An 8,564-nucleotide genomic window follows, 5' to 3' on the forward strand; every position below is an offset into this window, starting at 1 on the left:
TCTTGGCATGATGTTCTCAAGGTAACGGTTTTTTGGCGAAAACAAGGATACCAGATCATCATGCCGTTCCAATTCCCCTCACAAAACATCCACAGCCCCTAGTTATCTGTACTCTTTTAAGAAGGGCAAGCAACCAAGTGAAAGATATTCACTCGGTTAATAAACATACATCATTACTGACACTCTGGACTGAAAAAGGCGCTGCACGTATGTCGAAAATTCTTGATACCTACGAGGGGTGATGAATTCCTGACATAAATAAAACGGAGAGGATTAACCTTCTATCATGGTTAAATCGACGATAAAGCCTTCCATTAAGGGCGGTGGGCGCGCCATGTGCCGGGGTCGCTCGGGCTGGCCTCACGACGCAGATAGTTATAGGTATAAGCGAGTTCAATCCGGCCATCGCCATACCGGGGCTTGAATGACTCGACATACACATCATAATCCCATTCATCATCATAAAAAGGCGGATTATCGGCCCCCGGCGAGAACCGGACATTTTTATAGTGCTGGCGAGACTGGGATTTTATCAGCATAACTCCATAACGCCGCCCGGCCTCTCCCGCATGCACAAACGGTCGGTGTTGGTTATTGGGTACATCGACATAAAAAGACCGCACAAACGACAGTAATTTCATGGCCGACGAGAACATCAGCTCCCCGCGCTCACTGTAGACCTCCAGTCCGCTGTTACCCCAGACGGACAGTTGTGAGATAGGCGCAAAGAAATACTTCCCGCCTGCGCCGTACACTTCGGCATAGTTATAGTAGCGCTCGTCCCAGCCGATATTGCTTTCATCCGCTCCGGCCTTTCTGAGAAAGCCCAGTGACGGCGTTTTATCGGACAGTTGCACCAGCCAGTTATCGGTATAAAACTCTAATCCCAGCATCTTAAATCGCCCAAATCGTGACAACGTTTTGCATTTCCGCCCACGGACTGGATTGTCCGCCCCCACGCCCCATGTTTTCCCAGCGATAGGTGTCATAATCGACGTGATAGCTGAAGGTGCTGCCAGAGACGCTGAACGTGGTGAACTCATTGCTGAGCTGGGCAATCTGAATCCCGGAGCCCCCGGAGCTACGCATACGCAGAAAGAACCGGGCAGTGACATTGCCGCCCTCACTCAGACCCGGCAAATACAGGCTACCGGACTTGCTCAGCGGGATCATATGCGTCCCAAGAAAGCGCGGAATGATGTTATTCGTGGTGATAATCACCCGCCCCTGCTCGTCATAAATCTCTAATCCCATGCCCATTACCAAAACCCCATTCGGATACGTAACCGGCCGCGACTGTCAAACAGTTGCTTCAGGTTGTTGGTTTCGACCCAATAACCGCCTGAACCCTGACCGTAACTGGTCATTTCCCCCGTGCGCATATCCAGCCTGAATCCGGTTCTGTTCCGGGGATCGAAGTTAGCGGATTTAATTTCATCCCCGACAACCAGCTTGCGAATATTCGCCACATCAATAAAAGCATCCTGTACAAATAACTGACCATTTTTCGCCACCATAAACGGCTCCATTTTCCCGTTAACCGGGTTAAACCAGCCGAAGTTTTCGGCGTTAAACCCAATGTTGGTCATCACCTTACCGTTCTTCATCTCAGCGCCAATCACCATCCCGGCTTTATAGAACTGACCGTTGTACTTGACGCCGACCCCAACGTCATAAATCCCATATCCGTTCCCGTCGATATCAAATACCGCCGTCGCTTTGGTCTGGACAGCCGCCGCATTTTTACCGACATCGACCTGCACTTTCTCCAGCTTTTCAGCCAGGGCTTTTTGGTCGGTCAGTTGGGTGGTTCTGACTTCCAGTATCTCTGCGCGCATCTCGCCATTTTCTTTCAGCTGATGCTGGACTACGGAACCAATCAGGGCCGCATTCCCTAAAATCGCCTCATTGGTAAAATTGATGTCCGATTGCAGGCGTTTTCCCGCTTCCGCACTGAGGAACTGGTTACCGGCAGCATCAATAATCCAGCTCGCATCCGTGGAGGATTCACCGCGCAAGAAGTCGGTCCACGGGGATTGATTACCGGATTTATCCACCAGTCGGGCACGGAAATAGAACGCGACGCCGGCGGCCAGTCCCTGCATCACATAGGTCTTTTGTGGGTAAGGAATGTCGGCCAGTAACATTAACCCCTCGCCGTCACTCGTCGGGCTGTACTGGATTTCGGTTTTCAGCGTATCGTCCGTGTGAGGGGCAAAACCCCAGTCTAACTGGATACCGAACACAATCGGTGTGGCTTTAAAACCTAACGGCGCAGGCGGCTCACCGGCTTTGCCCTTGATATTCACTTCTTCGGATGAAGCAAATAAGCTGGGTATATCAAATGCGTTTATGGCCTTGATACGGGCCTGATAGCGACCCGAATACGCATTCGGTATTTCAAATTCCGGTGATGAGGTGCGGGGAATGGTCACCCAGTTACCGCTGTCCCTGCGCCACTCACCCACATAAGCAACGGCTCCATCGGCTTTCGCCCATGAGATCATGACGGTCGTGGTGGCGATACCCTGCTGAACAAAAGAAAAACCCTGAAGCGTGACCGAATCCGGTGGTGATTGGACACTGGCCGGAATAACAGAAATCGGTCTCTCATCAATCCTCGCGCCGGTGTCAATGCGTTCATATTTATCAGGATCGTGATAAATACCGTTGATTTCAAACGAACCATCGTTGTTATCTTTGATACCAATGACGCGATATTGCTGAATAAATAAATCATCGGCATCCACCGCCCAGCCTGCATCTGATACCGGTGATTCACTGTATGCTGTCGTCACAGTCACCGTATTGCCGTTCACGGCCTGTACCGTCCGGCCTTCTGATTTTCCTGTCGGTAAATTGACCAACAGGCGATCCCCGGCTTTCACATCCGGCGTTCTGTCCAGTGTGATATTACGATTATCAACCGACTGAATACGGCCACCAATCACGCGCCCGGCTCTGTTTTTATGCGCGACACCAATAATCTGACTGGGCATGGGGATTTGACCATCCAGTCCTACACGGAATGAAATCAGGGTATCGCGTGAGTTAGTCAGGATCGCCCATTTTCCCCGGCGTTGTGCCTCACTCTGACGGGTACAGCCAATGGCGGCGATATCAATCTGATTGATACCATAGCGCCGGATTAAGCCGTCGTCTGAAACCACCTCAACTTCGTCTTTGTAATGGTTGTCCGGGTTTGACCAGCTCACCATGGCAACGGTGCTTCGGTTGCGCTCGCTGCCACTGCTGTAGATAAATTCACCATTGATAACGCTGGCCTGCGTGAAAATATAGGTCATGTCGTCCGGTCTGTCTGCCGTGGCAACGAACTGATTCGCGCCCCAGTAAACCGAACCCCGGAATATCGCCCCGATATCAGTCAGCACCTTATGCGCTTCTTCGCGTGATTGAATGTAAACATCGCTGGTAAATCGCGGTTCGGTGCCGCCTTTCCCGTCCGGGACAAGCTGATCGCAGTATTGCGCCACACGATACAACTCGGTTTCGTCAACCTGTGTCCGGTCTATTTTGTCACCGAGTCCGCATACATCATTCAGTAACAGATCATACAGCACCCATGCCGGGTTATTGCTGTGCGCCCATTTAAACGTGCCGTTCCAGATGCCGCTGTACGTGCGGTTGACCGGATCGTAATTAGCCGGTACGCGAATAATACGCCCTTTGGGTTTGCATGAAATCAGCGGCACATTGCCATTAAATAACCGGGCGTCGAATTCAACGTACAGCAAAGCGGTATTCGGGTAACGTAATTTGGCGTCAATAATTTCAGTGAACGCCATGACGTTCATTTTATCAACAATGCGTTCACTGGTACTGTTTGCTGTTTTTCTGATAACCCGGACAGTCCAGCTGGTTTTGGCATCCGGCAGATCAATACGGTATGAACGCTCATATAAGGTGGTGGTTTTGTTGTCGATATGGGTGTCAATGACGGTCTGGTAACTGCCGCCATCAGTCGATAACTCAATGGCGTAATCAATGCGATAACCGACGGTACTTACTCACGGATTAGTTTTATATCCTCACCGCTGCGATATAAATCAGAGAATTTACGAGCAAGAAATACTTCCATACATAGTCGATGACACATATGCAAATTTTACGCAGACAGTGCAGGCTCGCCACAGCGACATTGTGGCAGCAGGAATAATGACTTATTTTAGGATGTCGGGAAATTATAATATTCGATAATCCAAGCGCCCCTAACATACTCCTGCAACCCCAGAATTATTTGCTCTGGGGTGATGGTGTATTATTTGCCCGAATAACCTTCGCTCTTTCTTGCATTTCATCCATCACCTTCTCTAACTGCAACGCCAGACAATACAGCCTAAACAATGACTGTGAGAATGATGATTGATTGGCTTGTACACGGTATTCAATGACTGCTGTGGGTATTTGGTTTTCAATCATTTTTCTCTCCTACACTCAGCCTTAACATAATCTTGCAAATATCTCAGTTTTGCCCGGTCGTTGATGATGCCTTCTCGGATATCGAGAACATCTGATCCAGTTTCTCTAGGGAGTTCGACGGTGGTTGCATTGACCACGCTGCCGGAGGGAGTGGTTTCAGACACAGGACAGGCGGCCTTGATACGCAGCTTGCGACGACCAGCGGCAACATCAGCCCGAAGAGTGTTGATTTCAGTCTTGGCATTGGCGAGTTCCTGAGTGTGGGCTTTGTCCAGTTCAGCGAGGTGCTGGATGCGCTCTTGCTGGGTGGTGATGATGACATTTTGTTTTGCAAAATCATCAACCAGCGCTTTATATTTCCTGCCTAGCTCCTGATAACCTTTTGCTACTATCCATAGTGCGGCCAGTAGGAGCACAGCGATGACGATAAATGCATTCAATTTCCAACTCATAGCAGCTCAAACGCTTTTTCAAACGTTGCCTCAGAGTAAGGTTGCTTTCCGTTCTCATGCCGGATAATAGACTTGGACAAAGCAATCAGCGTGGATTTATTGACTTCAATCTTATCGAACGGATCAACATTAAGCGCCTTAGCAACCCCGTTAATATAAGCTGTAGTGTTATTTTCTATTGAAGGCGCCCAGCGATTGATAATCTTGGATATGCTGTTGTGTCCACCCTTATGATAATTACACAGCAGTTTCATCAGTGCCCGAATACCATATTCCGGTGACTCGAACCGACAGAACCGAGATTCAATCTTAGGATCATGGAGCAATAGACCTTGCCACTTATTCGCTTTGTTGTAGTCAATGTTGCCGGGATTGTTGTTACGAATGCCTCTCGTCATTAGATAATCCCTCTTTTTTGGTCGGTTCTTATAAATAACTTAAGAAGTCGATAATTTCTTTCAAAGCTGAATTCATCACTTAACCTCTTGGAATAACGGACTTGCTTACGAACACATTGATCTGAATGCCAATATTTCCGCCATACACGCAGCACCCACCAACGGCGAACCTGATAAAACATTACAACCAGTGGAAATATCTTCACACCGTATATTTCCTTAATCATCTGTGAGCACCTGTCAGTCGGTTCCAGAAATACGTGAGGGCAATACTTCCCATTGCCCCACACATGCCTGCGCTGGCGAATGTCATGTATAAGCTCAGCCCTGCCTCCAAACTGATAAATCCGCCTATCAGTCCGGTAAATCCTGAAACAATGACTTGGGCAAATGCTCCAAGCCAACTCCAGCGGGCGTTGCTGGTTTTTATATCAATGATGTAGCGGACTATCCCGCCCCACGCAGAAAGCAACAAAAGTATCAGCCATTGAGATAACTCAAAGCTGCTTGGGTCTTTATTTGGCATACGCATATTTCCACCCCATCAGAACAATGGGCGTCCGTGGGGTGAGTCTATGGTCGCCCCTGTGAGTTGTAGTGAATAGGTTGCCAGCCGCAATAGAAATACTGAGGTTATGGGAGTGATTGCGGTGGCAAATTTGGGAAAAGTTAATTTTTCTTGTTTATTTTAACTAATAATAAAATAAGCTATTGGTTACATATTCAAATAGTTGATACTGTAGCAATCTCAATATATTAAAAATGACGGAGTTCTTTTATGGAAGAAATTATTTGCCCTGACTGCGGTAGTCCCAATGCATATCTATATGATGGCGAGACTGCTAAAAATACAGTGTGCTTAGATTGCAATAGAATTACTATTTCTAGGAATTCTGAACTTAAAAAAGAAAACTCCCCAGAAAAACAAGAGTAACTCTAAATTGACGACTGATTGTGGAGGTCGGCACTGATCTCCGACATGAGGCACCAAGTCATACCATCCCGCACACAATAAGTGAATATAGGTCAGTCTTTCAGGTAGCAGTTAAGCACACAGTATCTAAGCAGCCAGTCAGCCCTAGCATTCTCCACAAGGGTTAAGATGCCTTCTCCATGCTGAGCAAGGATAACAAGTGTTATCAAAAGACACCTTACCGTTGCAGAAAACAAAAAGGCCGCATTAAGCAGCCTTGAAATCAGTGTGTAGATTTATTTCCAGTTGAAGCAAAAATGAATTGGAGTTGTATTGCCTACGTTTTGTTTCAGGAAGTCGCCTAGTTGTTTTGCACCGTCAGAGTAATACAAAAAATCAGTTGTAAGAGAATTTTTGGAGGCAACCAGATTATAAGTTGAGCCATTAACCACTACTTCAAGAGCTTTATTCTCTAAGCCTGACTGGTTTTGGGTGTCAACTTGTAATTGTATAAAATCAAAAGTACCAATGGGAGATTCAGACAACATAAATTCTAAGATGTTTCCAATACCTATAGTGCTTTGAAGATTAGTCAGAGTGCCAAAAGTAGATACACCCCCACCTAAATACCCACCTTTGGTCAAATATCCCCAATCTTGACCCCCGCCGTCATTAAATTGTCCAGTCCCTATCATAAGATCAAAAGACAGCATACATTCAACTGGTTTTGGTTTTGGTTTTATCTTCACTAATTCCCAATCACAGGCCATCAAATCTTCAGGGGTTGGTTCCCAATCATATGGAAAACTCTGCTGATCATGCTTTTCAATATGGGCAGGGGTCTTGCTATCATTTTTAGCAGAAAGTCGTATGTATTCATTTACGCCCCATTTACTACGTCCCACCACCTTTCCCAAATACACCTGAATTAGCGCCCAAGGCAAGGAGCCAACTGGAGCTGCTATGTCATTGTCAATCGTGTAACTAACCTTAACATGAGCTTTATATTGCTCCGGATCAAACGGGCATTGTTTATCATCCAGCTTATTAACATCAGACATAAACACCTCACTTTATTATTCGTTAAAGGTCATTTCATCCTACTGCTAACTAGCCAGTTAATATTACTGAGGTCAGGTTCCTATCTCAATTGAATAGCCTGTAACAGAATCAATACGCCTTAAAATAAGGTGGCGCATTATAAAGTTTATCTGTTAGTCGAGTGCGTGATTCAGTGAGGTGTATATTTGAAATTTGGTGCTGACAGTGCCCCCTAAATTATTAATGAAGCTTATTTTGACTGTCATAAATTCACAACATTATAATCACACTGTATGTAATGATACACAAGCATTCCTAACATTTAGAATGTCAGGTTATTAACTCAAAAAGGTTAAAAAATTGAATATTAAAATAAGGTTGTTAATTATATTTATCTTAGGGATAGGGTTTACTATTTACGGTATAACTCATTTTACATCCGAAAAAGAAATCACCCGAATTCCAAGAATTCTTTACCCACTGTATGAAAATTTCGGTAGTGCTGGGTTAGGCTCAGCCCTGATTATTGGCGGGTTATTCATAATGTTTTATGCCATCTTCACATACAGGAAAATGAAGTAATTTAACTAAAATTCAAAATTGAGCACCTCAAATATTGGGGTGCTTTTGTGCCTTATAAGCAAGAACCTCGCACTGAGCGAGGTCTAAATTAATAAGCTGTGTGACATTGCTATCACTCTTATCACAATATACTGACTTTTGTAATTACGCAACCTTATCAATGATTTCTTTTTGTGCACATTTATCCAGCTCCAAAACCACATCCGAAACAGCCAGTACACCTTCAATAAATCCCTCGGCGGCCTGTAACCGTTTGGCGACTTCGTTATGAGAAATACCCAACTTAATTCCCATCGGTCTGAGTGGCAGTGCCTTGATGTAGTGCAATACGATGAGCTGGTAGGAATACGGATTATGTTTCTTCAACCGCAGAACGGCTGCATCGATAGCAAACCCGTCATCATCACAACACTGGATGCGGCTTTTTCGGGTGCTGGGTGTCAATCCCTTAAATCCGGCCGCAATGGGTGCCCAGTCAACCGCACTATGACCATCACCGGCCCATGCGCCCCACTGGCTTAATATCATCTGCATATTACGCATTTACACTCTCCCTCAGCAGCTGACCCATGACGCTATTTTCTTTCTGACAGTGTAACTGATTAAATACTTTCAACATGCCTCTACTGCCTCCCTTTTCCGGCAATACGGTGTTGTCTCAAATGCACTGTTTGTTGTCTCATGTTGTCTCAAATTAAAAATGTAAATAATTAAAATTCATATAGTTAATAAAAATGA

9 protein-coding genes and 1 pseudogene are annotated in these 8,564 nt (G+C 45.8%); 2 read left to right on the forward strand and 8 right to left on the reverse strand.

The window, feature by feature from the left end; genetic code table 11:
• Positions 1-314 precede the first annotated feature (314 nt).
• The gene (locus tag Xsto_RS19370) at positions 315-917 is read right to left on the reverse strand and encodes a hypothetical protein (protein WP_141554546.1); all 603 of its coding nucleotides are present in this window, start codon (positions 915-917) and stop codon (positions 315-317) included.
• A 79-nt stretch (positions 918-996) separates the two neighbouring features.
• On the opposite strand from Xsto_RS19370, the gene Xsto_RS21715 reads away from it, so the two are divergent.
• A complete protein-coding gene (locus tag Xsto_RS21715; protein ID WP_169926703.1) occupies positions 997-1,248 on the forward strand; it encodes a hypothetical protein in 252 nt (83 codons plus the stop codon).
• Positions 1,249-1,259: 11 nt separating this feature from the next.
• Here Xsto_RS21715 and Xsto_RS19380 read toward each other — a convergent pair.
• The 5 genes and pseudogenes from Xsto_RS19380 to Xsto_RS19405 form a co-directional block, all read right to left on the reverse strand.
• Positions 1,260-4,016 (reverse strand): annotated as a pseudogene (locus Xsto_RS19380) (TipJ family phage tail tip protein); the annotation flags it as partial.
• Between the two features lie 238 nt (positions 4,017-4,254).
• Positions 4,255-4,440, reverse strand: coding sequence for a hypothetical protein (locus tag Xsto_RS19385; RefSeq protein ID WP_099126141.1), 186 nt, complete (start codon positions 4,438-4,440; stop codon positions 4,255-4,257).
• Positions 4,437-4,892, reverse strand: coding sequence for a lysis protein (locus Xsto_RS23045; protein WP_099126142.1), 456 nt, complete (start codon positions 4,890-4,892; stop codon positions 4,437-4,439). The genes Xsto_RS19385 and Xsto_RS23045 overlap by 4 nt, the downstream gene beginning before the upstream one ends.
• Positions 4,889-5,290 carry a structural protein gene (locus Xsto_RS19395; RefSeq protein WP_099126143.1) on the reverse strand — a complete coding sequence of 134 codons (402 nt, stop codon included), beginning with the start codon at positions 5,288-5,290 and terminating at the stop codon, positions 4,889-4,891. Before Xsto_RS19395 ends, Xsto_RS23045 begins: the two co-directional genes overlap by 4 nt.
• Positions 5,291-5,513: 223 nt before the next feature.
• Positions 5,514-5,822: a phage holin family protein gene (locus tag Xsto_RS19405; RefSeq protein WP_099111981.1), complete on the reverse strand. Its 309-nt coding sequence runs from the start codon at positions 5,820-5,822 to the stop codon at positions 5,514-5,516.
• 246 nt (positions 5,823-6,068) lie between these two features.
• Here Xsto_RS19405 and Xsto_RS21720 point away from each other — a divergent pair, with 246 nt between their 5' ends.
• Positions 6,069-6,224, forward strand: coding sequence for a hypothetical protein (locus Xsto_RS21720; RefSeq protein ID WP_169926704.1), 156 nt, complete (start codon positions 6,069-6,071; stop codon positions 6,222-6,224).
• Positions 6,225-6,499: 275 nt separating this feature from the next.
• On the opposite strand, the gene Xsto_RS19410 is transcribed toward Xsto_RS21720, so the two are convergent.
• Both Xsto_RS19410 and Xsto_RS19415 read right to left on the reverse strand, forming a co-directional pair.
• Positions 6,500-7,264, reverse strand: a complete 765-nt coding sequence (locus tag Xsto_RS19410; RefSeq protein WP_099126145.1) for a Thoeris anti-defense Tad2 family protein — start codon at positions 7,262-7,264, stop codon at positions 6,500-6,502.
• Between the two features lie 706 nt (positions 7,265-7,970).
• Positions 7,971-8,369 carry an antiterminator Q family protein gene (locus Xsto_RS19415; protein WP_099126146.1) on the reverse strand — a complete coding sequence of 133 codons (399 nt, stop codon included), beginning with the start codon at positions 8,367-8,369 and terminating at the stop codon, positions 7,971-7,973.
• Between the last annotated feature and the right edge of the window lie 195 nt (positions 8,370-8,564).

This window comes from Xenorhabdus stockiae (assembly GCF_002632825.1).
Lineage (GTDB): Bacteria > Pseudomonadota > Gammaproteobacteria > Enterobacterales > Enterobacteriaceae > Xenorhabdus > Xenorhabdus stockiae.